General features: G+C 56.8%; 22 protein-coding genes. 5 read left to right on the top strand and 17 right to left on the bottom strand.

What is annotated here, in order from left to right:
• Positions 1-68 precede the first annotated feature (68 nt).
• The 5 genes from GTU79_RS13585 to GTU79_RS13565 form a co-directional block, all read right to left on the bottom strand.
• Entirely contained in the window at positions 69-1967 is a 1899-nt protein-coding gene (locus tag GTU79_RS13585) for a beta-ketoacyl reductase (protein WP_214514046.1), read from the bottom strand.
• Entirely contained in the window at positions 1894-5376 is a 3483-nt protein-coding gene (locus GTU79_RS13580; protein ID WP_214514045.1) for a type I polyketide synthase, read from the bottom strand. Before GTU79_RS13580 ends, GTU79_RS13585 begins: the two co-directional genes overlap by 74 nt.
• A complete protein-coding gene (locus GTU79_RS13575) occupies positions 5369-7027 on the bottom strand; it encodes a beta-ketoacyl reductase (protein WP_214514044.1) in 1659 nt (552 codons plus the stop codon). The genes GTU79_RS13580 and GTU79_RS13575 overlap by 8 nt, the downstream gene beginning before the upstream one ends.
• Positions 6985-10986: a type I polyketide synthase gene (locus tag GTU79_RS13570; protein WP_214514043.1), complete on the bottom strand. Its 4002-nt coding sequence runs from the start codon at positions 10984-10986 to the stop codon at positions 6985-6987. Before GTU79_RS13570 ends, GTU79_RS13575 begins: the two co-directional genes overlap by 43 nt.
• Positions 10987-11478: 492 nt before the next feature.
• Positions 11479-12651, bottom strand: a complete 1173-nt coding sequence (locus tag GTU79_RS13565; RefSeq protein ID WP_214514042.1) for a condensation domain-containing protein — start codon at positions 12649-12651, stop codon at positions 11479-11481.
• 738 nt (positions 12652-13389) lie between these two features.
• On the opposite strand from GTU79_RS13565, the gene GTU79_RS13560 reads away from it, so the two are divergent.
• Positions 13390-13614 carry a hypothetical protein gene (locus tag GTU79_RS13560; protein WP_253073596.1) on the top strand — a complete coding sequence of 75 codons (225 nt, stop codon included), beginning with the start codon at positions 13390-13392 and terminating at the stop codon, positions 13612-13614.
• Between the two features lie 39 nt (positions 13615-13653).
• Here the strand turns inward: GTU79_RS13560 and nifM are convergent, their stop codons facing one another.
• The 10 genes from nifM to nifE form a co-directional block, all read right to left on the bottom strand.
• Positions 13654-14484, bottom strand: coding sequence for a nitrogen fixation protein NifM (gene nifM / locus GTU79_RS13555; RefSeq protein ID WP_203521529.1), 831 nt, complete (start codon positions 14482-14484; stop codon positions 13654-13656).
• Positions 14485-14500: 16 nt separating this feature from the next.
• Complete coding sequence (locus GTU79_RS13550) at positions 14501-14944, bottom strand: nitrogen fixation protein NifZ (protein ID WP_132921719.1); 444 nt, start codon at positions 14942-14944, stop codon at positions 14501-14503.
• A complete protein-coding gene (locus GTU79_RS13545; RefSeq protein WP_203521530.1) occupies positions 14941-15306 on the bottom strand; it encodes a nitrogenase-stabilizing/protective protein NifW in 366 nt (121 codons plus the stop codon). Before GTU79_RS13545 ends, GTU79_RS13550 begins: the two co-directional genes overlap by 4 nt.
• Position 15307: 1 nt before the next feature.
• Entirely contained in the window at positions 15308-16468 is a 1161-nt protein-coding gene (nifV, locus tag GTU79_RS13540) for a homocitrate synthase (protein WP_203521531.1), read from the bottom strand.
• 16 nt (positions 16469-16484) lie between these two features.
• Positions 16485-17696, bottom strand: a complete 1212-nt coding sequence (gene nifS / locus GTU79_RS13535) for a cysteine desulfurase NifS (protein ID WP_214514041.1) — start codon at positions 17694-17696, stop codon at positions 16485-16487.
• 9 nt (positions 17697-17705) lie between these two features.
• Positions 17706-18557, bottom strand: a complete 852-nt coding sequence (nifU, locus tag GTU79_RS13530) for a Fe-S cluster assembly protein NifU (protein ID WP_203521533.1) — start codon at positions 18555-18557, stop codon at positions 17706-17708.
• A gap of 15 nt (positions 18558-18572) precedes the next feature.
• Positions 18573-18914, bottom strand: coding sequence for a hypothetical protein (locus GTU79_RS13525; protein ID WP_203521534.1), 342 nt, complete (start codon positions 18912-18914; stop codon positions 18573-18575).
• A 151-nt stretch (positions 18915-19065) separates the two neighbouring features.
• A complete protein-coding gene (locus GTU79_RS13520; RefSeq protein WP_132921725.1) occupies positions 19066-19533 on the bottom strand; it encodes a NifB/NifX family molybdenum-iron cluster-binding protein in 468 nt (155 codons plus the stop codon).
• A complete protein-coding gene (gene nifN, locus GTU79_RS13515; protein ID WP_203521535.1) occupies positions 19530-20909 on the bottom strand; it encodes a nitrogenase iron-molybdenum cofactor biosynthesis protein NifN in 1380 nt (459 codons plus the stop codon). The genes GTU79_RS13520 and nifN overlap by 4 nt, the downstream gene beginning before the upstream one ends.
• 18 nt (positions 20910-20927) lie before the next feature.
• Positions 20928-22301: a nitrogenase iron-molybdenum cofactor biosynthesis protein NifE gene (nifE, locus tag GTU79_RS13510; protein WP_203523069.1), complete on the bottom strand. Its 1374-nt coding sequence runs from the start codon at positions 22299-22301 to the stop codon at positions 20928-20930.
• A gap of 428 nt (positions 22302-22729) precedes the next feature.
• Between nifE and GTU79_RS13505 the strand changes: the two genes are divergently transcribed.
• The 4 genes from GTU79_RS13505 (at position 22730) to GTU79_RS13490 (ending at position 24756) form a co-directional block, all read left to right on the top strand.
• Entirely contained in the window at positions 22730-23053 is a 324-nt protein-coding gene (locus GTU79_RS13505; RefSeq protein WP_214514040.1) for a hypothetical protein, read from the top strand.
• Positions 23054-23250: 197 nt separating this feature from the next.
• Entirely contained in the window at positions 23251-23466 is a 216-nt protein-coding gene (locus tag GTU79_RS13500; protein WP_214514039.1) for a hypothetical protein, read from the top strand.
• A gap of 690 nt (positions 23467-24156) precedes the next feature.
• Complete coding sequence (locus tag GTU79_RS31390) at positions 24157-24306, top strand: hypothetical protein (RefSeq protein ID WP_420854164.1); 150 nt, start codon at positions 24157-24159, stop codon at positions 24304-24306.
• Positions 24307-24477: 171 nt separating this feature from the next.
• Entirely contained in the window at positions 24478-24756 is a 279-nt protein-coding gene (locus tag GTU79_RS13490) for an ankyrin repeat domain-containing protein (protein ID WP_214514037.1), read from the top strand.
• A gap of 25 nt (positions 24757-24781) precedes the next feature.
• On the opposite strand, the gene GTU79_RS13485 is transcribed toward GTU79_RS13490, so the two are convergent.
• On the bottom strand, positions 24782-25459 hold the full coding sequence (locus GTU79_RS13485; RefSeq protein ID WP_338091484.1) for a NifB/NifX family molybdenum-iron cluster-binding protein: 678 nt from the start codon (positions 25457-25459) through the stop codon (positions 24782-24784).
• A 2-nt stretch (positions 25460-25461) separates the two neighbouring features.
• Positions 25462-25698, bottom strand: a complete 237-nt coding sequence (nifT, locus tag GTU79_RS13480; protein WP_132921728.1) for a putative nitrogen fixation protein NifT — start codon at positions 25696-25698, stop codon at positions 25462-25464.
• Between the last annotated feature and the right edge of the window lie 36 nt (positions 25699-25734).

Below are 25734 nucleotides of genomic sequence, written 5' to 3'. Positions count from 1 at the left end.
ATAGATCCAGGGGCGGGAAAGCCCAGCAACTGCACCTGCAACCGGAACCATGACGGATTTAAGCCTGTTCACTCAACGTCCGGGCATAAAATGCAGCCAAGCTTTACGGCGGCCTCATGCAAATCATCACTGTCGAAGAGCAGGGCGATGGGAATGGGCAAGCCGGTTTGGCCGCGAATATTTTGCACAATGGCGACGGCGGTCAGGGAATCCAGCCTCAGAGAATGCAACGGCATATCCCCCCGCAGGGGCCCCAAGTTGACCATCTTGCCGATCTCCCTCAGCAAATATTGCAGGACGGCGGCCTGTCGCGCTTCGGATGAGGGGAGCGCGGTCACACTGCTGACGATATCCGGCGTGTCCGGCGCCTGGCGTGCATCCCCGCAGGGGAACTCATGGAAAGTCGTGCCGCGGCCAAGCCATTTTTCCAAATCAGGCGCATTAATATCAGCCACAATAGGATGAACCACTGTCTGTGGCTGGCACCGACCGCTCCAGGCCATGACCTCGCCGGGGTCAAGCAAACCCAGGCCGGCCTCGGTGAACCTCCGCTGCTGCGCCGGATCAAGTCGTGCGGTCATTCCGCCCCCCCAGGGTCCCCAGGAAATGGCCGTCGCCGGCAGTCCTTTGACAATCCTATAGCGGGCCAACGCCTCCATAAAAGCATTGGCCGCGGCATAAGCGCCCTGTCCAGGGATGCCGATAATCGACGACACAGAGGAGAAGAGCGTGAAGATTTCCAGCTTTCTGTTAATCGTGGCGCGATGCAGATTCCATGCGCCGCAGATCTTTGGCCGAAAAACCCGCCGGACCTTTTCCTCGGTCGTCTTCGCCAGCGGGGCGTCGGCCAACACGCCGGCCAGATGGAAAACGCCGACCAGCGGCGGCATAAAACGATCCATCGCGCGCAACGCGGCGTCGATATCTTCTGGACGGGCGACATCCCCCTGGAACAGGCGCAAATGAAGGGCCCGCTGCTTATAGTCCCGCGCCAGCCTTATCAATTCCGGCGTCAGGGCGGATCGGCCCAGCAGCATAACGCCGCCCGCGCCTTGGGAAAACAGCCGCTCGGCCAGCATACGTCCGGTTTCGCCGCAGCCGCCGGTAATAAGATAGCTGCCGTCACGGCGCAGCGGCAGTGGCGCCGGATCCTGCTTCAGGGGGATCATCCTGCGGCCATAGACTTGGCCGGCCCGCAGCCGGTACTCCGGCACGCGAGCCACCGAGGCCAGCAATGCCGGTAACGGCTCAATTCCCCCCTCGTCCGCCAGCGCCCGGACCGGCAACGCCAGCAGACCGCCCCAAATAGACGGGTACTCTTTGGCTATGGTTCGCCCAAGGCCCCACACAACGGCGCCTCCCAAGTCACAACAGTGATCTTCGGACCGCGTCAGCGTGACGGCCCATACTCGCAGTTGGCGATGGGTCGCGGTTTGGGCGCTGATATCGGCTATCCGTTTCAGGTCGCCGAAAGCCTGTATCTGGTGGTCTAGCCACTCCCGTGCCGTGAAGGTCTCGCACTCATCCCCACAACCGGCAAGATAAATCACCGTCCCCGCCAGGTCGGTAAAATGGGCGGCCGACAGTTCATCCTCCTTAGGAGTGATAATGGCCGAGCTGACCCCCGCCGCCGTCATGGCTTGCGCAAACGCCTGGGCATCATCGCCGTCGCGGGCAATTACCGTACAGTTTGTCAGCCGCGGCGCCGCGGCCGGCGGCGGGAGGGGAAGCCCATCCCATTCAAAACGGTAAAGGGCGCTGGACGGGCCGGTAGACAGCGGCGTCAATGACGCCGCCCTCACCCGTTTCAGGGTGACTCGCTGGAAACACGCGACGCAAGCGCCGTCGTCGCTATACAACCAGATGTCACCGCACAGAGTTTCCACATCGGCCTTAAGAGATGAGGTGAGGATGGCTTCTCCCCACAGGGGGGCGGTCAGCTGTTGCTTGACGCGCAGATGGTCCACGCTCAGGGGAATAAAAGGTCGCTCTGGGGAAGAGTCGCCAGAACGCCGCGAACATGGCCTGGAAGCAGGCGTCCATCAATCCGGGAGAGAGTGCCAGAGGAGGGCCGGCTGGGTCGTCCCCTTCATTGCCCAGGGTGAAACAGGCGCGGCCCGCGACGGCATCGCACCAGAGTTCGTTCAACCAACGGAACGACGGCCCCAGTTCTAGCCCGGCGGCATGTGCCCGTTGATAAAAGGCGTTAACGTTTTGACGCTCAAGTAATATGACGCGTTCGCTGAGCCGCTGTGGCGGCGAGTCCGGATTGTCGCCGTCAGCCCGCAGATTTATCGTCCCCCGGGAGAGAGGCAATCGCCCTTGCCCGCGCCGATCGGCGGCATCAAGGGTGAAATCCACCGCGTCGACGTTTTTATGGCGCGGCCCAAAGGCCAGAGTGGCCATGGCGCTGTCATCGGATTTCAGGATAAGCGGCCGGATGAACACCAGGTTGGCAAGGGTAAAATCATAGGTTTGCAGATAGCGGTTAAGATGTGTGGCAATGACCGCGATATGAACCGCCCCCGGCACCACCAGGTTGCCGAACATGCGGGGCCCCCCCAGCGGCGGCTGCCCCTCCCCCCCCCATCCGGCCCGAAAAGAGAGATGTTCCAGCGCCGGCGCTTGCGCCTCCCCCGCCAGTGAAGCGGCCGGACCGGCTACCGTCGTCAACGGCAGCCAGCATGGGGTGTGTCGCCAGGGCGGCGGCGGAAGGGAGACAAGCTTGCCGCGCCCTTTCATCAGGCCCCGCCAGTGGAGTTCATGGCCGGAGGAATAGAGCCGCGCGGCGCAATCAAGCAGCGCCGGATACTGCGTTCTGCCCCGTGGCAACAAACCCGCGGCCCGGGCCGTACGTCCGGCTTTATGACACAATGATTGATATGCGGCGTCAGCGTAGCGCCGGGCCCGATTTCCAAAAATCATCCATACCGGCGTCGAGCAGGCAGGCGATTGCCGTCGCGAATCGTACCGGCCGCCGGGCATTGGCGACCCAATAATGGGCATCCATGCGGCTACCCTCGATGATCTCTCCCTGGACGAGGAGGCCACGATCATAGGGCTATCGGCGGGTTGCAAATACTTGAACGCCGCCAACAGCGGGTCGCTGAGCGGTTCAATCTGCGGGCCATGGAAAGCGTAATGGGGATTGACGGGAAAAACCGCCAATCCGGCGCCGTCCAGCAGCGTTTTTATTTTGTCTGCCTGTGCCGCATCCAGCGACAGTACCGTCGACTTCGGGCTGTTCTGAGCTGCCACCGTGACTCCCGCGCACTCTTTTAACAGCGAAAGGAGCTGCTCTTCGGTCGCCGCGACCGCGATCATTTGGCCGTCCGAACGGATGGCCTCCATAATCCGGCCACGGGCGATCACCGCCGCCAGCGTTTGCTCCAGGGTAAGAACCCCTCCACAGCAGGCGGCTGAGAATTCGCCCACGCTGTGGCCGGCTACCGCCGCCGGCTGGATGCCCCAGCCGGCGAGCAGTGAAAAAAGCGAGGTTTGAATGGACACAATGCAGGGTTGTGCGATGGCGGTGGCGCTTAAATCAACGCTGCTCCCCGCCCGAATCGCCTCCAGCACCGACCATCCGGCCAATCGACGGACTTCATCATCACAGCGCAGCATCCCCTCGCGAAAAACCCCTTCACAGGCCATCAATTCATCCACCATGCCGGGCCATTGTTCTCCCTGCCCGCTAAAAATCACGGCGAGCCCGCCGGAAGCACCCTTCGCCAATGGCTGCCCGGTCTCAAGCCAGCGGGTGATGGCACAGGCGAGCCCGGCCGCGTTGTCGGCGACAAACGCCCGACGATGGGGATGATGAGTTCGACCGGTAGCCGCGGTGAAACAGAGATCGGCGGATGCCCTTGTCTGCGTTGAGTCTTGTTGGGCCAGTAAATCGGCAAACCGCCGGGCCTGCTGTTGCAGTGCCGGTGCGCTGGCGGCGGACAGCGGCAGGATGAGGGCCGTTGGCCGCGGTTTTTCTTCGGCAATGCACGCTGGGGCCGGTGCGACGATGACATGGGCATTGGTGCCGGACCAACCGAATGAACTGACCCCCGCGCATTGTGGTAAACCGTTCGCCACCGGCCAGGGGGTCAATGTTGTCGGAAAAATTACCCGCCGCCGGGACAAATCAATATGCGGGTTAACGTCTTTCAGGTGTACCTGCGGCGGGATAGCGCCGTGTTGCAGGGAGAGCGCCACTTTGATGAAAGACAGGATCCCCGCCGCCGCCTCGCAATGGCCCACATTGCCCTTGAGCGAGCCGACATAACAAGGATACCGTTCGGCTTGCTCACCCAGCGCGTCGGAGATGGCGGCAATTTCAATGGGATCCCCCAGCCGCGTCCCGGTACCGTGCGCTTCGATATAACCGATATCCTCCGGCGCCGTCTGCGCCCGGGACAAGGCCTGTTTTATCAGCGCGGTCTGGGCATGGCCGCTGGGCGCGGTGAGCCCGTTGGTCCTGCCGTCCTGGTTAACCGCCGAACCACGAATGACCGCCAGTATGCGATCCTCCTCCCGTTGCGCGTCGGACAGCCGTTTCAGCACCACCGCGCCGCAGCCGTCGCTCCTGACGATACCGTCGGCGGCGGCGTCAAAGGGTTTGCAACGTCCGTCGGCCGCCATAAGATTCATGCGCGAGGTGGCCAGGGTGAATTCTGGCGCGGTAATCACATTAACGCCGCCGGCGATCGCCCGGTCGCACTCCCGCTGCCGCAGGCTTTGGCAGGCCAGGTGCAGCGCCACCAGCGAAGATGAGCAGGCTGTATCGATGGTAATATTCGGCCCTTTCAGGTCGTACAAATAGGCCAGCCTGCCGGACAGGACGCTGTTCGCCACCCCCGGTCCGCTAAAGGCGTTGATTCGATGGATATCCGAAAAGACGCGCCGCGCGTAATCGCCATTATAATTCACAGCGCCGACGAAGACCCCGGTCTGGCTCCCCGCCAAATCCTGTTGGGTCAGACCGGCATCTTCCAGCGCTTCCCAGGCCACCTCCAGAAATATTCGCTGTTGCGGGTCCATCTGCCGCGCTTCTTCCAGGGATATACCGAAAAAATCATGGTCGAATGCCTCGGCGGCAATCACGCCGCCCCAGCGGGTGGCAAGCTTTCCGGGCATCTGCGGATCGGGATGATACCAAGCGGCGTTATCCCATCGGTCTGAAGGAATTTCTTCCACGGCATCCCGTTGCGCCGCCAGCAGTTGCCAGAACCCGTCGGCGGTATCGGCGCCGGGCACCCGGCAGGCCAACCCGATGACCGCTATGGGTTCAGCGCGGCGGTCCGCCCGCGCCGCGCTCTGGGAGCACAGGGTAAAAACCGCTTTTTTCAATGACGATGAGGGCCTGGGGGCGGAAAGTTTATTCATGGTGGTTTTCCCCTTGAGAAAGAGTCATCTGGACGCGGTTAAGGATAAGCGCCGTTAATTCAGCCAGGGTCGGATAATCCCATAGCAGCGTCACCGGCAGCGGGATGCCGAATTTCCGTTGTAGCCGATTGCGCAGCTCTACCCCGGTCAATGAATCGATACCCACGTCACGTAAGGGCCGCCGGTCGGAGAAGTCCTCGCCGTCACCGCCCGCCAGCCCGGCGACCTGGCGCCGGATATATTGCACGATTTGAGCGGCCCGCTGGCCGGGAGTGGAAGAAGATAATGACGCGGGTGACCGGGCAACCTTTGCCGCGAGGTGGGGGCCGGCCATGTCCAGGGTGGCTCGGTCCGTCGCTCCCACAGCCTTGGTGACGGTATGGGACGGGTCCATGGCCCCGTGGGCCTTGTCAATCCCATGGGCCGGATCCGGGGCGTCATACGCCATGGCAATCACATGAGCCGACCCTGAGCACAGCGCGCGGGACAACCAGTGGATGCCTTGGGACATGGTTAACGCCGGTAAGCGGGATGAGTGCATCAGCGCCGGCTCTGATAACGCCAGGCCCGCGTCGGAGAAAGGTCCGAAGCCGATGCTGAGAGCGGGCAGTCCCGAGCCGCGGCGCCTCCAGGCTAATGCATCCAGATAGGCGTTGGCGGCGGCGTAACCGGCGTAGCGTGACAACCCCAACACCGACGATGCGGACGAGATAAGGATGAATTCCGCGACTTGCCGCCGTTGGGTAATATGGTGAAGATTCATGGCGCCCTCCACTTTAGGACGCATGACCTGGTAGTGGGTAGCGGCGCTATCCTGCTGCAGAAAGCCGCCGCGTAAAATCCCCGCCCCGTGGATAATGCCGATTAACGGGCCGAAAGCGTCTTCAGCGTGGGAGACGGCATTTTCCAACGCCGTGAGATCCGCCACATCGGCGGCATAGACGCTTATTCTGGCACCGCGTTGTTCAAGCCCGGCGATGGCCTGTCGCGTCGTCTCCCCGGCGCCCCCGCGGCCCATGAGGGCAATGTTTGTCATACCGCGATCGATGAGCCAATGCGCCAGACGCAGGCCGAATGCCCCCAGTCCGCCGCTGATCAGATAGAATCCCGTAACATTGCCGGCACAGGTTGATTGCCGCCCCTCAAGGGGAAACACCGGGCAAACGGAGAGCGCCGGCACATAGCATTGATTACCGCGCCAGGCGCTTTCATGGAGGCATTGTTCGCCGATACCCCGCATAAGAGCGGTAAAGGCAAGCCCGGACAGCGGGGTGTGTCCATCGCCCGGATCGATATCGATAATGCGGCAATTCATCTCAGGGTGTTCCAGCCGCAGCGTGCGGGCCACTCCCCATAATAATGCCTGTTCCGGCCGGTTTACGGGCATGTTCCCCACCGGCTGACAGCCGGTCGTGATGAGATAAAGTTCGGTATTACCGGTTTTTTTTGTCGCAATGGCGCGGACGAGGGTGAGGAGAGGCTCCAGCAGGTAACGCGTCGCCACGTCTTGACCGGCGGGCGGGGACAGTCCAAGGAGATAGAGGATTTTGGCGGCGGGACAGGCAGCAAGCACTCTGGAAAAGTGGTCTGGATCGGCGGGATCAACCGTCACGTTATGCCGATGGACGTGGTAGCGGTCGCCGCACGCCACCCAAAACGCCTGCCTGCCAAAACCCGGGCCTTTAGCTGCTTTTCAAGGTCGGGCTCGGCAAAAATCACCATCCCCGCCCCGGCAGAACCTGGGATGCCGTCCCCGTTGTCTTCGTCCTTATCGTCGCAGGCACGGCTCCGGTCAGGTAAAGCGCAAGCGTGCGGCGTTGCAATCCATTGCGGCTCATACAGCTTTATCGGCTTCTTAGCGGGCGGGCCGTTGACATCATCGGCTGCCGCGCTGTCCGGATAGTCTGACTTATCATGCCTCCAGGGCTGTTCCGGCAATATGATGTTAGAGCCCTGTCCGCCCAGCCGGCGCGGATCTTCTATCGAACCCAGCGAATATAACGTGCCCAACAGCCTCAATAAACGTTCATGGGCTGCGCCGGATACGGGTTGGAAACCTTGTGCGCCATAACCTGCGGTAAGCGCGTCCCCCCTCTCAGGCGACACGTTGTTATCCACGCAAAGCGTCAGGGGTATTACTGCCTGGAAATGATTTTCCGGCGCCGCCGGCAGTGTTTCCCCTTGTTCATCCGGGTCTCCTGGCGCCGGCGCCAGGTTTATTGCCCCCCCATCGGCCGGACGGTCATATGACGACGGCTGCACCGGTGGTTCCGCGCTTTGGCGCAATTGCGCCACGGCGTCGGAAAACGTCAGGTGCCCATTCAAATGGGCGGCGATCACCCCACCCTCGTCGAGGCCGATAAATTCAGCCCGTTCGACGCCATACCAAGATAGCAGCGCAGCCAGGGAAATTTGCTGAAGGAAAGCGGCGCCGATACCGCTTTTGTCAGATACCGAAAGCGTTTGCAGAGCCTGCCTGCCGCGATGATAGGTCAAACGAAAAGCCGGCTGCTCAATCAATGCCGCCACATCCCCGGACGACATCCAGTGGCGGGCGGAGCACAGCAATGCGACCCGTTTGATAGCCGTGTGTTCCAATTTGGCTAATGCGGGCCTTGCCGTGTTACCGGCGAAAGCCGTCAATTCCCGAATGGCATCCTTCTTATCGGCAACGACAACCGCCGCCCTATGGGCATAATGTACCGGTCGGGTCGCCAGGGTGAAGCTGAGATCGGATAACGACACGGCCGGATCCTCGAGCAATGCCGCCAGTTGGCAACATCGCGCGCCAAGAACATCCGGGGAGCGCGCCGACACCGGCAGCAGCCTAAGGGCATGTTCCCTCTGAAGGGCTCGCCGCTTCGGGCCGTCGCCGGCGGAAGCGCCGTAGGTCATGGGTTGAGAAAGCTCAACACCGTGACGTATCAGCATGGCCATCGCCTCATCCATAATCTGTGGGGCGAATTGATCTTTGCGGGCGCTGGCGACTGCAACCCTTTTCCCGTCACTCTCCGGCGGCAGCGTCGACAGCACCACAGGATGAGGTGAAATTTCGATAAATACCGAGCGATCTTCGGCCATGACGATGTTCAAATGATCACGCCAATAAAGCGGCTTTATCAGCAGATCGCGCCAATGCGTCCATGGCAGACCGTCTGTCGCCGCTGCCTCCCCGGCCAGGGCTGAAAAAAACCTCATTGCCGGCGGCGCGGCGGTTATTTTTGGCAGTACCGCCTCCAGCCCTTCGAGATCAGCATCCGTCACCGGCCGATGTCCCGCGGCCGCCGTATTTACCGGAGTGAAATCAATACGATGGGCGATACAAGCCGATTTGAGAAAGGCCATTGTTTCCACATTGCCCGACACCACGGTGGCGTTCTCTTGGTGCTGAATCGCGCGATGGATTGGCAAGCCGATTTGTTTTAACAATGCGCCGGTCCGCGTCCAATCCAGGCCGATTAACGCCATTACGCCAGATTGGCCGGCGGCCCACTTCGCCTGGGCCAAAGAGATGGCGAAGGCCTCTTCGAGAGACAGCATGCCCGCCCAATGAGCCGCGGCCAGTTCGCCGATGCTGTGCCCCGCCACGGCGGTCACCGACACTCCCCGGCTGCGCCAGACATCGGCAATAGCCAATTGAATGGCGAGATGGCACGGCCAGGCGATACGGATGTCGGTAAAGCCCTCATTGGGCGAGTACAGCCGTTGGGCCGGGGACCAACCGGCAATTTGACGTACCACGCCATCACAGATTTTTATCCTGTACCGAAAAACCGGATCGACGGCGGCCAGCGCTAACCCCATGCCGGTCCAATGCGATCCCTGCCCGGAGAATAACAGCGTCGCGCCACGGCTATTATCGGCAACCATATCAACACTGGAGTGAATGCCCGCCGCACCGCCTTTGTTCGATGCCATCGTATCCTTGTCCAGCACAAGGGCGATGTTCGATGCCATTGTCTCCTTGACCGGCGCGCCTGTTTTCTCGCTCATGCTGCGGCGGTCGTCCTTGGCATCGCCGGTCTTCCGCGCGGGCCGGCTAAAACGGCATTGACTCTGCCAGATATCGGCAATAAGGGCATGGGCTTTGGTCCCGCCGAACCCAAAAGAACTCAGCGCCGCCAGGCGCCTGCCGTTGCCCGCTGGCCAGGGAACCGGTTGCCGGGGAAGGGTTATGCCTAATGCCGATAGGTCGATATGGGGGCTGGGATGCTGAAAATTAGCCTGCGGCGGTATCTCGCCGTCATGCATGGCGAGCAAAATCTTAATCAAGCCGGCCACGCCGGACGCGGCCTCGCAATGACCGATATTGGCCTTCACCGAGCCGACAATCAAGGGTCGGGTCCTGTTTTGCCCCCGGCAATACACCTCGGCGGCCGCTGCTGCCTCAATGGGATCCCCCAGCAATGTTCCCGTGCCATGAGCCTCGAGGTAGTCCACATCACCGGGCGTAATTTCCCCCTGACGGCAGACTTCCCGCATCAGGGCCGCCTGAGCCCGCGCCGATGGAGCGGTCAGGGAAGTACTGTAACCGTTGTTATTGACCCCGCTGGCACATACCGTTCCATAGATTGGGTTGCCATCCCCGAGAGCCGCGTACAGGGGCTTCAACAGCAGGATACCGCAGCCTTCGGCACGGGCGTAACCGTCGGCCGGTGCCGCGAAGGCATGACAGGCGCCCGTCGGCGATAACACGCCGAGCGCGTGCATGGCCGCGTTGCTGTGCTCGGACAGGATCACATTCACCCCACCCGCCAAGGCGAATTCGCACTCTCCCGCCCGCAGACTTTGGCAGGCCAAATGGACGGCCGCCAACGATGAAGAACATGCCGTATTTATCGTCAGGGAGGGCCCCGATAACCCGAGCAGAAACGATAGGCGAGCCGAAATGATACTGGGATCCATTCCGGTGGCGGAGTGTGCGGACATCTCTCCCGAAATGGCATAATGGGCAAAATCATTCCACATGGCGCCGATAAATACTCCGCCTCGCGCCCCTTTGAGGCCAACCGGATCAAGTCCTGCGTCTTCGATAGCGGACCAGCCCGCCTCAAGCACCAATTTCTGTTGCGGATCCATCTTGGAAGACTCATGACGGGAGATGCCGAAAATCCGCCGATCAAAGGCCGCCACATCAGGCAAAAAGCCTCCTCTGTATGATGGATTGCTCCACCGCTGCTGCAACGCGCCGGCAATGAAACGGCCCTCGGGTATCGGTCCCACTGCGCAACGACCCGCCCTGAGCAAGCGCCGAAACGCCGCCGCGTCGCCGGCGCCCGGCATGCGGCAGGCCAACCCGACAACGGCAATGGGTTCAAGGGAGGTCGCTCGCGCGCTCTTGATTCCATCCGGGGGGAAACTCGCCGGCGCCGGAGAGGGTTCGGCAAGATATCCGGCCAGTTCAGCGGCAGTGGGATAGTCCCAAAACACCCTGAGCGGTACTGCTCGATCAAGCCGTCGTGACAGGCGGCCGATAAAAGCGGCAGCGGCAACGGAATCCGTTATCCGCGTTCCCATGCGGTCGTGCGGGGAAATATAGTCAGTACAGCCCGGATCCAGTTCTTGAAGAATAATATTTTGTATATGGATGAAGCCAGACTGTATATTCATGCAACATTCCCTTTGCTTAATAGTCCCATCAGTTTAATATTGTATATTTAATATAAGTTTGCCATCCTATGAAAGAGGATGGTTTTCATGCTAAAATTTAATGGTATCCAAGAAATACCATTATCGCAGAAAGATAGCAATCCGGTTTTGATAAAATTAACCGATTTAGACAAGCAGCAAATCATCCTAATATATATTAATACCCTATATAGATTTTAAAATCCCTTGTTTTATTCACTTTTATCAAAAAAGTTTCACTAAAATTTCGAGTTGCCACATTATATAATCACACTCATTATTGGCATTATTGATGTCGTTGAGCCTCACTATTTTTATAATATATATATAGCATAAAGTCTGGTAATGGCACTCATAACTTCACCAAAAGAAGAAAACGGTTAAGTTAATTACGGGTAATATGAAATTTCCAACAATCACAAGCTTATAATCGCTTTTTACTTTTAGTGGCCAGCAGCGGAAATAATTCCTTTTCTATATTGAATAAAAGCAAGGAAGGGAGAGAGGCCAGACCTCCATCGGGATACGCCGCCAAAGTGAGTTCAAGCATATCGCCATAGGTCTCAATTTCACAACTGAGAGGGACTCGGCAAGTTCATTATCGGCCCGGCCGATGCGCACCTCTTCAGGGGCCAGACGGTAAGCAAGAATATCCGGCGAAAACCGGGGATCGCCGACGAAATTAAAGCTGATGGACGGCATTGTCGGTCTTTGTACCATGGCGACCGGCGCGTAAAACCAGGCGGCATAATCTGCGGCGCACGCCATGGCGGCATATAACCCCTGTTTCAGGGCAACGGTGGCGTCCGCTGTCTCCTGATGAACTTGCGTTGAGAACCATGCGGACATTGGAAATGCCGCCGAGCCCACCAGGTCATATACCGGCGTTCGCCACTCACCGATAAAATGCGGCGCAAACCAGAGCGTGACGGCGACGAAACCTTCGCCATAGACTGAGGCAAGCGCTCGCAGCAGAAGCATCAGAAAAAACTCCGATAAACTCAATCCTTGCCCCCGAGCCGCAAAATGCAGCTGCGCAAGGGATTCGCCATGAAAGCGCCGGGTTTCGGTACGCCGGTTCTTCATTAAGCAGACCGGGCGATCCCTCGATAGCGCGCTCGCCATTATATCGATTCTTTTACCCGCCGTGGGCGTTAAAAAAATGCGTTCCTGTCCCATCAGCGAACAGTGCCGGTTAATCAACTCCTGCCCAAGTCGGCGGTAATGCCGGTTGCACTGCCGCGGAATGACGCCCCCTTTTGCCGCGCACCGGTAGGCCCGTGAAAATTCTCGCCAGAGGATCCTGCTGGAAATGCCGTCACATATCAAATGGCTGATGATAAATATCACGCGCTGATGTTGGGGGTTATGGCTGGTGAAAAGACAATACCGGAACAAAGGCGGTATCCCGACGGACATTCTCTTTCTAGTTTCATTCACATACTCCGTAAGATCTGCCTGTCGCGTATCCGCGGAGACGGATGATGGACGGCATTCGAACGCTTGGTTGAAGCAGGAATCATCGGCGGAAAGGATATTTGTCCGGCTGTCGATACCGTTAAAAATGAAACAGGCCCTCAGCATTTCGAATGTAGCCACCAGATGCCGTACCGCCTCTTCGGCATAGGCTGGATTCAGCCTCTCCAACGGCAGCAGAACTTCGCCGAAAAAAGATTCATCGGATTTAAAGAATATTCAATATCATAGAGCTGGCCAAGTTGTAGACGCATCATGGGATTACTCCGTCCGTGGAAGGTCGATGAATAAATACGAAAAAGCTTAGGGGACATTACGCATTCTTGCCTTTTATCGGTCTACAGGCTAGCAAAAAGATCATATAACCAGAGAGGACCGAAAACGTCTGCTCATAATATGATGTCTTTTCATTTTCTTTAAAATAGTAGTACTCCTGGGAAGAATCAAACGACAATGAATAAAATCTACTTCATAGGTTTATTATATAATTTCTCAAAACCAGTCTATTCATGGGTTCACGCTTGAGTATTAAAAGAGTGATTGACACGCCTTCCTATGTCCTTTCCAGCCCCGTCGCATACTCTTTTTAACATTCGCTCTTAGGCATCTCACAACGTGATCATTATCAAATTTTAATCGATAAAATACTTAGATAATTTTCGTATAAAAAGTGACCTTTGTCTCCGGCCGTGCCGATTAAAAACATCCAGAGATACCTTTTATCATTGGTGCACTAACCGGGCATGTCATTAGAAAGGTAGATAAAATAAATACATCTTGATGGCGAGGAGATAACGTTATGTTGCACCTTATGTATCTTTATAAACCTACCTTGCGTGCCCGCCGGGATCTTACGGCCTTTGGCAATGGGTTTCAGATCGTGATAAATGGTTCTATGGGCGACTGTCCATGGCACAAAACAAACGCTGGTATATAAGGACCGTGGGTGAAGATGATTATTGTCTGGAACATTATGTCTCGTTCGCCGATAGCGAAGCCTTGGGAGAATATTGCAAATCGGTAGTGGAGCTGTGTGAAGGCCCGGAATGGAGCAACCGCTATATTGAACAACAGGACTGGTGGGACATTATGGATTATCGTTTATTAACCGATGCGCCGCTTCCGGTTAATTAACATTTTAGACTGCCGCGCTTGATATCATTAGCAGCGCTATCAGGGGCGAAGCCCCTTCAGCCATACCCGCTGGTGCTGCTTTTGCAGTTTTTCCCGGAACTGCCGGCGAATGGACGCTATGGCCTCGTCAGGGGGCAGCGTGGAGGCGGGGCGGATGTCGCGGTAATGGAGGATATGCAGCCCGATGGGGCTATCCACCACCTCGCTGATGCCCGGCGCCGTCATTCCGAATAACGTTTTATCCAGGGATTCAAACAGCAAGCCGCGGCTGACCCAGCCCAGATTGCCGCCGTCCAGGGCGGTGGGACATTGGGAGTGGCGCTGGGCCAGCAGGGGAAACTGTCCGAAGTCCTCCGCCAGGCGAGCATGTATCTCGTCTATGCGTTGGCGCACCTCGCGAGGCTGGCAATCCGGCTGATCTTCGTCCACCGTCAACAGGATATGGCTGCACTGGCGCTGCTCAGGCCGGATAAACTGCCCCTGGTGCGCTTTGTACCACTCAACCACACGCTGCTCGTCCGGCCCTGGGGCCTGTTCGGCTACCTGTGCCAGGACTTTTTCCAGCAGGACCTGATGAGCCATGGCCCGATAGAGGCCGTTGCGATCCAAACCGCTGCGCGCCAGCTGCGCCGGCCACTCCTCCTGAGCGGCCACCCGCAGATTCAATGCGTCCAGGGCGGCCTGAACCTCACCTTCAGAAGCGAACATGTCCCATGCCGCGGCCTGTTCCTCTATCCGACTTTCGAGGCTGACCTGGCGGTGATATTGCCGCTCGAATTCGTCGGACTGCTCCGCGCTCAATAACCACGGCGGATTGCGGTATAGAGACAGTGATAATGTCAAACGGGTATAAACCTGCCATTGCTGCATTGCGGTCCGCCTCCCCTTAGCTTTCGCATACTTGTGGCGCCAGCGCCGCTTCAGGCACCTGGAACAACCGGCCGTCGAACAGCACCACATAGGACATGGGCTGCCGATCGCGGATTTCATCCATGATCTGCCCCACCTGCCCCGCCACCACCACCGGCTGGCCGGCAATGGCCAGGGGCAGCGCGGCGCTGACCCAATCGCCGTACTGGAATTCGCCGGCAATCCAGGGCGCGCTGCCGGAAATCAGCTCCTGCTCCCGGCAACCGACGATACAGTCATCTTCCACAAAATGGACCTGGTAGATCAGATTATCCTGGAGAAAGCTGCCCCATTCCCGCACATAACCAATGCTGCCCTTACGCACCAGCAGCGCCCCGCGGGGTTTGCCCGGGAAAGTGCCGTCATTGCGCAACGAACGGATAACCCTGACCCTGGAGCCGAAATCATAGCTGGGTTTCATGGCCGCACCTCGCTCAAGGCGTTCAACGGTATGAAATAGCGCTTGTTGTTATTGCGCTGGTACACCGCCAGACCGGACTGTGCGGCCAGCGTGCCCTGCAAAAAGTGGTCGTAACTCAACCCCAGCAGATGCCGGGCCAGGGACCAGTACGCCTTGTTACGCACCGCCGCCCCGGCTTCCCCCTCCGGTATATCCCGCAGCGGCACGGTGATGATGGCGGCCAGCCGCTGGTGAAAATCCCCCATGATATGCATGCGCTTGGCGACGATAACCGACGGATCGTAGGGCAAGTCAAAAAAGTCGAAAAAGCCCTCGGCGGTATCAATCTCATCAATGCCCGGTATTGCGTTAAACCATTCCATATCACCCCCCTGAGCAGAGCGCCAGCCCCATGTCCGGTCCCGGTACGCCGAATAATTCGTTATATAATTGCTGCAACTGCGCCTCCGACGGGCTGTGTTTCCACACCTCGGCGCGGCTTCGCAGCACCAGCAGCAGCTGCTCTGCCTGGCTCGCCGCCAGCGTATAGCCTAAATCGGCAAAAATGCGCGTCACGGCGTGACGCCCGGAATGCTTGCCCAGCACCAGGGTATGATGGCGGCCGAAACGGGCCGGGTCGATGCTCTGGTAGCAGGCGGCATTCTTCAACAAACCGGCGACATGAATACCCGATTCATGTGTAAACACCTGTTCCCCCACCAGGGGCTGCTGCGGGTCGATGGGGCGGCGGGCCGCCGCGGACACCTGACGGCAAAGGCCGGGCAAGTGTTCGAAACGGATGCCGGTGTCCCTATGCAGACAGGTCTCCAGCGCCATGGCCACGCTTTCCAGCGACGCGTTTCCGGCCCTTTCGCCCAGGCCGTTTACCGTGGTATTGACGTGGGTGGCGCCGGCCCGCACCGCCGCCAGGGTATTGGCGGTGGCCAGGCCCAGGTCGTTATGGGCGTGCATTTCGATGTCGCCATCCCAGTGACAACGTAACGCCTTAATGCGATCGTAGGTGGCGAAAGGATCCAGTACTCCCAGGGTATCGGCAAAACGCAGCCGCAGCGCGCCGGCATCGCCGGCCACTCGCGCTATCTGTCCCAACTCTTCGTCGCTGGCGCGGGAGGCGTCTTCACAGCCCACGCTCACCCGCAGCCCGCACCGGCGGGCGTAAAGAATATGGCTTGCCAGTTCCCGCGCCATTTGCGGCCAGTTCAAGCGCAATTTATAATCGCGCATCTGGGCCGAGGCCGGCAGCGATACATCCACCCAATCCAGTCCCAGATCCGCCGCCAGCCCGATCTCCTTGCGATTGAGGCGACACCAGGCCATCAGCGTCTGGCCCGGCAACGCCTGCCTCACCTGGGCGATGCGCCGGCACTCCTCATCACCCATTGCCGGCGTCCCCACCTCCAGCTCGCCCACCCCGATGTCGGTCAGCGCGACGGCGATGGCCAGCTTTTCCACGGCGCTGAAGGCCACGCCGGGGCTTTGTTCCCCATCGCGCAGCGTGGTGTCGTTAATCACGATAGCGGTCATTGGTCTGTTCCTGTGCTTACCCGTAAGGGGGGACAAAACCGCCGGCATCCGCCGCCATCATGGGGTGATCTCCCTGCCAGTAGGGTGAAAGCGCCCGCAGGCGTGCAATCATCGGCGGCAGTTGCTCAATGACATACTCGATCTCTTTTTCGCGGGTATAGCGGGATAAGGAGAAACGGATGGTGCCGTGGGCGGCGGTATAAGGAATGCCCATGGCGCGCATGACGTGGGAAGGTTCCAGCGAACCGGACGTACAGGCGCTGCCGCTGGAGGCGGCGATCCGGCAGTGATTGAGCAACAGCAAAATCGCCTCCCCCTCGATATATTCAAAGGCGATATTCACCGTATTCGGCGTTCTCGGCTGGGTGCCGCCCATTACCAGGGTATAAGGAATGGCGCTGGTGATGCTGTGCTGCAGTCGGTCCCGCAGGACGGCAATCTGGGCCGCCATCAGCGGCAGATGAATATCCGCCAGCTCGGCCGCCGCCCCCATGCCGACGATGCCGGCGATATTTTCGGTACCCGCGCGCCGGCCCCGTTCCTGATGCCCGCCGCGCAATAGGGGCCTAAAGCGGGTGCCGCGCCTGACATAGAGCGCGCCGACGCCCTTGGGGCCGTGAAACTTATGACCGGAACAGGACAGCATATCGATTTCAGTATCCGCCAGCGAGACCGGAATCTTCCCCACCGCCTGCACCCCATCGCAATGGAACAGGACGCCCGCCTGATGGGCCAGCTCCGCCATCTCCCGTACCGGATTGATGACCCCGGTTTCGTTATTGGCCCACATCACGGTGGCCAGCGCCACTTTATCGCTCAAGGCCGCCCGGTAAATGCCTAAGTCCAGCGCCCCTTCGCCGTTTACCGGCACGCGGTGAATAACGTAGCCCTGGCGCTCCAAACGTTCGCACACCTGCAGCGTCGCGGGATGCTCTACGACGGTGGTGATGATTTCCCGGCGTTCCGGGTAGGCTTCCGCCGCCGACAAGATAGCCGTGGAGGTGGCCTCGGTGGCGCACGAGGTAAAAATGATTTCACTGTCGTGGCGGGCGCCCAGCAGGCTGGCTACCTGCTCCCGCGCCCGCTCCAGTGCGATGCCGGCGGGCCGGCCGAAATCATGGATGGACGAAGGATTACCGTAATGTTCGCTCAGGAACGGCATCATCGCTTCCAGCACCATGGGATCGATACGGGTGGTGGCGTTATTATCCAGATAAACAGGTTTCATCGCTTTGCCTCACACTGCGCTGGTGGAAGTGGTGGCTGTATCCGACACCACATGCATAAAACGGCCCAGGCGTTCGATTAATTTCTGCTGTAGCCAGGCCAGGGTCATATCGGTCATCATGCAGCCGCTGCAACTGCCGGAGAGGGATACCGTCACCTGCTTTTCAGTGACATCCAGCAGCCGCATATCGCCGCCGTCGGCCTGGATATGCGGACGCAGCCCGGCAATCACCTCCTCCACCGCCAGCCAGTTCTCGTCGCGGGGTTTTTCCGCCGCCTTGGCCACCACCGGCTGTTGGCTCAGGATTTCGCCCAGGGTTTGTTCGATTTTTTCATGGCAGGAGGTGCAGCCGCCGCCGGCCTTGGTGTAATTAATCACATCCTCAAGCGTCGTGAGGTTGTTTTGCAACACCGCCCGGCGGATATGGCCTTCGTCAACGCCGAAGCATTTACAGATCAGCGCCCCTTCCTCATGATCCGCTTCCGGCGCTTCGCCGCGGAATTGCGCGATAGCGGCCCGCAGCGCTTCCTGACCCATCACCGAACAATGCATTTTTTCCGGCGGCAAACCGTCGAGATAGTCGGCTATCTGTTTATTGGTCAGCTGCGAGGCTTCGGTGAGGGTGCGGCCGATAATCAGTTCGGTCAGGGCGGACGACGACGCGATGGCGCTGCCGCAGCCAAAGGTCTGGAATCCTGCCTCTTCGATGATTTCGGTGGCCGGATCCACACGCAGCATCAGCCGGAGCGCATCGCCGCAGCTGATGGAGCCGACATCCCCGATAGCGTTCGCCTGTTCGACGACTTTGGCATTACGCGGATGAAAAAAATGATCTTTAACTTTTTCTGAATAATTCCACATAAATTTTTCTCCTACTCACAGCATTGTCTGTGGTGTTGCGCATACCTGATTGTCGCAGTGACAGGCTGTCCCCTGCAGTTGTAGTTCAATCCATATCCCCGGCTCCTGCCCCTGGGCGCCCGCCTGGATCACCGCCCGGTGCAGATAGGGCCAGTGCGTGATGGCGGCTATCAAGACCAGCCCCTGATAGCTGACGGGGTAATCCTCTTCCCGTAGCCGTCGCGTCCACTCCAGTGTCACCTGCCCGCTCTGGCAACCGTCGCCTTCCAGCCTGATGCGTAAACCGGCGCAGGGTTCGGTGAGTTGCCGCTGTAAGGCCAGGAGCTGTTGCAAGGCTTCCGCTTCGATCTGAATCATGTTGTCGCTCCGCAAGAGGGTCATAGATAAGGAGCAAATGTGATGCCAGTCACATCTTTAGCGATTTTTCAATAAGATAGCCGCACCCTGCCGATAAAAAACCCCGAACATGTCGGGGTGGGTTGTCGGTTTTGTCAGAGAAATGACACAATTAATACTCGTCCTCTTCCCAATGGGTTTCCTGTTGATAATGCTCGAAACGGTGCGGATCCCGTTTGGCCTGATGGCGTTGCAGACAGGGGGCGTTCCAGTTTTCCTGTATCTCCGTCAGCAGGAGGGCGATGGACGTGGCGGCGGGGACGCTTACCGCCCTGACGCCCACCCGCAGCAGTTGCCGGAATACGCTCTCTCCCACCGCCACGCAATACAGCGACAGACAGCCGTCCAGCGCAGCGATGCGGCCGGCCAATTTATCCAAATCGTGTCCCGGCTGAATCATGAAATCCGTTACTTGCAACAGATTGACCCGATCCGGCTTCACGCCGTAAATCGCCAGCCGGGGCGTCGAACCGAAATGCTGATTGACATGATGTAAATCGGAGCTGGCGAAGGCGACGCGCAGGGTATAATCCGAGTCCGAATCGGTGGTCACCCGCAAATTGCGCTGGAAGTTAATCATAATCCGCTGTCCTGTTCGGCGGGAATCCGGGAAAAATCCTGCTTAAGGGGAGAGTGATAAACCGGCTGGTGATGCCGGCGATGTTCCATGACATTGCCCAATTCGAACAGCGTATCGCGCATACCGGCATATCCCTGGCGGGTACGGCGAAATTCCCCCAGCCGATCATAAATGGGAAAGCCGGTGCGGATAAGCGGAATATCCAGCCGCTCCGCCAGGCCGGCGGCATGGGAGTTGGCAAAAATCATATCCGCCGGGTTAGCCGCCAGCAAATCCGACAAATCCTCCAAATCCCCCAGGACGACGGTTTCCACCGGCAGCGCCGCCAGGCCCGGCTGGTTCACCGGCGCCACCACGCTGCCCACATCCATTCCCTGACTCCGGGCGAAATCCACCCATGCCCGCAGCAGATCCGCCTCGGCGGCCATCGCCAGCCGGCTGCCTTGCAGCGCGCCGTGACAATCAATCATGGCATCCAACAATTGCCCGCGCTGGCGCTCGATCCAGGCCGGCACCTCCCGCCCGGAAATACGGTGCAATTGCAGGATAAATTCATCCATCTGTTGTAACGTCATCAAATGCGGCAGACGAAAGCATTCTCCCCGGCTACGGGGCTCCAGCAGCGCGGCCACCCGCTGCAGCGAGACGCCGATAATGAAACTCGCGGCGCTTTGTCCCAACTGCTCCATCAGACGAAACGGCGTTCCTCCCTGAGTCAGAGAGTGGTAATCCCCGCAGGCCAGATAGCCGTCCAGGGATTGGGTCAAATCCGGCACCATGACGGGCTGCAAACCGAACGCTTCCACATAGCTGCGAATCAGCTCCTGATCGCCGGGGGTCATCATATGGCTGAGAAACACATTCACCCGTTTATTGCGGATACCCGCCGGAGGTGCGGCGGGTATCCATTGCTGTACCAAGCTTTCCAGCAGCGCGGCATAACCGTTTTCCATCGAACCGTAAAAATCCGGCGTACTGACGGTTAATATCCCCACCTGCCGGTGCTTGGGATGGCTTTCGCGGAATAATGCCACCGCCCGGCTTAAATCGCTGCCCTGGGCTTCCGACAGGCCGGTGCTTAACAGCACGATAATGCGCGGCGCGTTACGTTCGCATAAGGTTTGCAGCGCGGCGGAAATATTATTGTCAGCCCCCATAATGGTGGTAATCGGCTCCATGGCGGTGGATTGCAGGGGGATGGGCTCATGGAAATGCTGGATAAAAAATACTTTGGCGAAAGCGCTGCACCCCTGCGCGCCATGAACCAGCGGGATGCAATTTTCCAGCCCCATAGCGGCCAGGATGGCCCCAAGGGGCTGTCCGCTTTTGATCGGACTGGCGGCTAGCGGTTTAACGGAACGGACGACCTGTGTCATTTTCTTCTCCTCAGCCTTTCAGTGCCAGGGCGCGGGACGGTTGACCTGCGGCCAGACCGGACTTTCCAATGTACGGCATACCGCCGCCGCCAGATTTACCATGCCTTGGTAACCGGCGAAGGCCTCTTCGCGCTCCTGGTTGATATCAAGAAACGGCAGCCGGGCCTTATAAGCGGTATACATGTTCCTGCCGCCGGCAATCATCATATCGGCGCCGTAGCGATAGGCGGTGTCCAGCAGCAGGCGGGGATTGCCCTCATCCATCATCAGGGCGTCCTCGCCCATCAGCGCGCGGATGCGGGCCTTATCCTCTTCGGTTGATTTGCGGGTGCCGGTGGCCACCACGTCCATCCCCAGATCCTGCAGCGCCGACACTACCGACCAGGATTTAACCCCGCCGGTATAGAGCAGAACCCGTTTCCCCCGCAGCCGATCGCGCCAGGGCGCCAATTTCGATTGGACGAAGGCTTCTTCGCGGGCGATAAGGGTCTCGGTACGGGCGATTAAATCCTCATCCCCCAGCAATCCCGCCAGTTGGCGCAAGGAGGAAGACATTTCGCGCAGACCATAAAAACTTCCCTCGAACCAGGGAGTGCCGTACTGTTCTTTCAACTGGCGGGCCACATTGATCAAGGCGCGGGAACATACCAGCATATTGGCTTCGGAACGATGCAGGGTTTGGATTTCGGCAAAGCGCGCATCGCCGGAAAGGGTGCACAACACCCTCACTCCCAATTCATCCAACAGCGGCAGCACCTGCCAGAACTCACCGGCAATGTTGTATTCGCCGATAAGGCCGATACTATGCCCCAGGCTTTCCGCTACCGGATAATCGCTGGGCCAGGGCGCCGGTTCGTGCTGCCCCACGACTTGACGCAGCATGACGTCGCCGGCAATACGGTTACCGAGGTTTTTACTGCCGTAAAAACCGGCGGCATCCACCGCAATCACCGGAATGCCGGCGGCGGCGGATGCCGAGCGGCACACTGACTCGATATCATCCCCTTCCATGGCGGGTACGCAGGTATTGTAAATAAAGATTGCCGCCGGCCGGTAGCGTTCGGCAATGTGGCGGACCGCATGAAACAGTCGGCGCTCTCCCCGCCCCATGATGACATCCTGCTCGCTGAGATCGGTAGTGAAACCCAGCCGGTTCAACTCCGGTCCCGAGCTGCGGCTGCCGCGATTGTCCCAGGAACTCCCCGCGCAGCCGATGGGACCGTGCACCAGATGGGCCACATCCGCCACCGGCAGCAGGGTGATCTGCGCGCCGTCGAAAGCGCAGCCGCCGGCGGTGGAGCCGGGCTTGGGCGGTTTACAACCGGTTTTGTGTTTGCCATTGTGTTCACAGGCGGGTTCCACAAACAGGGCGGCAATGTCGTTATTATTCATCATGAACTCTCTGCCAAGCGGCGTTATTTTACCCATTGCACATCCAATGCAATTCAGAGGCCAGCCTTTACCTGCTGATTTGTAAGATATTTTTATTGTCACGAATACGACAAACCAGACAATGGATAAAACAGATTGCCGAAGATACGGGTATCGGCAGGCAGCGCGCCGCCAATGGACAAATCTCTTTTAGAAAAGTAAATTGGAAGCTGGGAAGATTGACTTATGATTAAATGTTAATACATTAAGCTCCGGCCACGGTCATAAACAACGTTCTACTCTTACTATAAAATATTATTGCAGCGAGCAACTATGCCAATAGAAAACAATATAAATGGCAATATAACTGTGCCATTCAATTTACAACAGACTCCAGTCTCTTCTTTAACAAGAACATCCTTCTCTCATGCTGATTCCCTGATGCGCAGATGTATCACATTCTTCAGCGCAATGATAATATTTCCGAAGACAATCCAGATAAACCGTATCAATTCTATTTATCCCAGATTGAAATTTTGTTGCATGAAATTTCACGCCAAGGGAATGCAGCAGGTAATGTTGACAAAATAATCAATCATTTTATTGAAGAACTTTCGTGCACGGACTGCATTCCCGAACCCTTAAAACTGAACCTTTATCATGATTCCTGGCGATATTTGCATGGCATCATGCTGCTGGTGGCAAAAAACACTCCTGAGATTCAAGATGACCTGAGAAGGATGTACATTTATATTGAAAAGGTCTTGGAATAGCATTGAATATCATCCCTGCATTTTTGAAAAATAAACAGTATTGTCGCTAACGAAATCTACGAAAAATCTGGATAATCAAAAACAACTCATCGAAAAAAGTTTTGAATATGCCATAAAATGCATGGATTATCCCGAAACGATGAATATATCAATGCATATAAGTATCAGTTAAGAGACACCCTTGGGGCATTGATTATGTGATTGGCGATAAAACCATTGATTTTGAAAAAATCGCCGAGACAGATAACACACTTTGTGATTTAATGCAGAATTTGACCAGGGATATTTCCCTTGGGAAAATCATCAGTTCCCTAGGGAATGAAGTTTATAACGGCGTTTTGACTATCTTAGAAAAACGCCACTGTAAAGCAAAAGAAAAGTCCTGGCTTCAGAAAAACAAGCAATATAAATAATTACTTGCGGAAAAACTATCCTTTTTATGTTTTACGGATTGTGTTAAATTTGACAAAGGCGTCAATGAGTTTGTTTTGGAATATCCTGAAATGATTTATAGCGCTATTGCTACTGCTTTAGCGAAACATGATATCAGCCAGCGTTATTTCCAGATTCAGTTGGCAATGGAGACAATAAAAATAAGAATCAGATACATTGAAGGTTTTATTGGATTGAGAACAAGTCAAACTATATCCAATTTCCTCTTACTTTGAATATTCTGAAAAGAGAAAAATAAGCGGCGTTCTCGATGAAGATTTACTTAAATTTTCTATTATCAATTCTGATATTAATCAAATCACAAATAATTTAAATGTAGAATGGCTTGATAATCCAGAAAATGTCTTTTATGAAATAGAACATCCTGCGATTTTTATAGCCGCCACGCATTTCTTTACAGAGAATAGACTTCCTATAAATAATACTTACAAAATGGCACCACGCTATTGATGGCGGCAATTATTTTAGAAATAGGATATTAATAGATTACATTCTTACTCGTTCAGATCTCGACATCAACGTCAAAGATAATAGTGGATTAACAGCGTTGGCTTTGGCCGTGAAGTTAGACTCAAGGGAAATAATTCTTGACTTGCTTCAATATAAAAATTGACGTCAACCCTCAAGACAACAAAGGAAAAACACCCTTGATGATGGCGATACAAACGGGAATATTTGCGATAAGCAATAAATTACTCAAACATGGTGATATCAATATCAATATTCAAGATTGCAAAGGGAATACCGCTTTAATTTATGCCATATTCAGTGGCAAAAAATCATCATCAGGCAACTTATAGATGACAAACGCACTGACATCAACATCATCAACAATGATGGGCACTCGGCCCTGTTTTTATCTTTGACGAAAGATTTTTCCATCACGAAAAAATCATAAACCATAAGTCCATAAACATTAACGGTGATAACCCTCGTACTACCCCTTGATAAAAGCAGTAACAGAAAATCGATTGAGTATCGTTAAACTGTTACTGCCTTTTCCCAATCTTGATATCAACCGGTGCAATACGGCGGGCAGCACAGCATTGCATATCGCCGTCGCCATGGGCAGTGAAGATATTGTCGAGGCACTTTTGGAAAATCGTCATATCAATATGGATATCAAGGATGGTGATAATTTGACGCCATTGGAGTTAGCAATAAACCAAGGGAATGAAAATATCAAAAAATTGCTTATAACAAAACGAAACTATGTTAAAGCCAGCCCGCGGATACCGGCTGGCAAATGATTCCAAGTCCTCTAAATCAATTCGCTTACAAAGAAAAGTCATGTTGGATATAAGGGGATGCCTTACCCAGCCGCTTCGCCAGCCAGGGCGGAATCCTGCCGCCGAGCATGGTTTGCAGCGCTTGCAGCTGTTGGCTGATATCCATGGGCGGCTTAATTTTAATCGGATGAATATTATTTCTGATGACCCTGGCCGCGGCCGGGCCGCCGATGGCCTCGCAAAACAGCAAATGGCAATCGCTTAACAGCCTGGCCCGCGCTTCATTGCCCTCTTCCGGCCCGTCAGGCAAATCGCGATAGCGGCGTACCTGATACAGGAAAGGCTCGAGTCCGTCAAAGGCATAGACAAAGAACAACGTACTTTGGCCAAAGTGGCCGTCCACCATCAGACCGTTGCTGGAGGCAAAGGCGGCGCGCAGCTGCAAAGGTTGCCCGCGCTCAGGGTCCGTAATGAGATGGCTTGGCAAATCACCTTTCAGGCAGGCCGCCGCCTGCTGCCATTGCGCCGCCGACGGCGGCGGGACATCGGCGGGAAAGTCCCGTGCCAGCGCGGCGGGATCGAGCCGCGCAAGCAGGACCGGCGACAAGGGCTGCCGGCATTCCCGCTCCAGCCAGAGGATCAAGGCCTGCGGCGCAAACTGCGGCAGTAATTGCGCAAGGGCGAATAAGCGCCAGAATAAGGGATCGTCTGTTGGCACATTCATTTTTATACTCCTGTTCCCGAAGCATCCCCGCCGCTTTTGCTGGCGCGCAGACGCACCGGAAGAGACGGTTTTCCCGGTTGCGGATAAATATAATAAGACTTGCCGCCCTCCAGTTCGACATTGCCGCCCCAGCACGACGCGTCGTCAAACTCAATGTGCAAGACCCGCGCTTCCAGGTCTTGTTTGGCAATATAGCAATACAAGCCATCTTTTTTTTCACTGAACAATACACTCGGCATCACAGTTCTCCAGCAAAAGCCGCCCCGGCACAGGTC

It is taken from the genome of Sodalis ligni, from assembly GCF_016865525.2.
In the GTDB taxonomy this organism is placed as follows: Bacteria; Pseudomonadota; Gammaproteobacteria; order Enterobacterales; family Enterobacteriaceae; genus Acerihabitans; species Acerihabitans ligni.
Note: the sequence above shows the minus strand (reverse complement) of the source record. Positions and strands in the feature narration are given on the sequence as shown.